The following is a 554-nucleotide window of genomic DNA, read 5'->3' as shown; positions in this document are numbered from 1 at the left end:
TGAGGTGAGTGTCGGTGGATAAAAACAAGGCCCAATCATGCTTTCCAGCGCGCTGTTTTTCTTCGTTGACACCACGAACAAACAACAGCTTGACCTTGATCCAGTGATCAGGCTCTTTGATGCTTTTTGCTAGATTCAACTCAACGGTGATCGCCTTAGACTGGTATGGTCTACCCTTAATCTTCTGCCATTGGCCTTTGATGTGGTGTTGGTAAAGCTCAGCCGCTGTTGCTAGAGCCGAGGTGTTATCCATAGTGCGATAGCGCGTCTTATTTTTCTTCATGCGGACAATGGAGACTAACGATTGCGCGTCCATAAAGGCCAGTATGGACTTACTGGCAAACCATGAATCAGCTAAAAAATATTGCGCATGAATGTCGGACCGCGCGGCTCGCTTAATCATGCGGTGGATCATCTCCGGCTTACTCATTGACTGCGCATCACGATAGCGTTTTGCTACGATACTACGACCATCCGCAAATGCTTTGGTGAGTGGTTGTGCTTTCACTCGACTGATATAAAGCTCGCTATCTAAAGGGATAAATTGCTTTTCA

At 46.8% G+C, this 554-nt stretch carries 1 protein-coding gene; it reads right to left on the bottom strand.

Annotation, left to right across the window (positions count from 1 at the left end):
- Positions 1-554: transposase (locus ACX5KA_RS19505; RefSeq protein WP_458731996.1), on the bottom strand; the 554-nt coding region annotated here is incomplete at both ends.

It is taken from the genome of Alteromonas alvinellae (assembly GCF_902705805.1).
The sequence above is the reverse complement of the archived record's forward strand: the minus strand, read 5'-3'. Positions and strand labels throughout refer to the sequence as shown.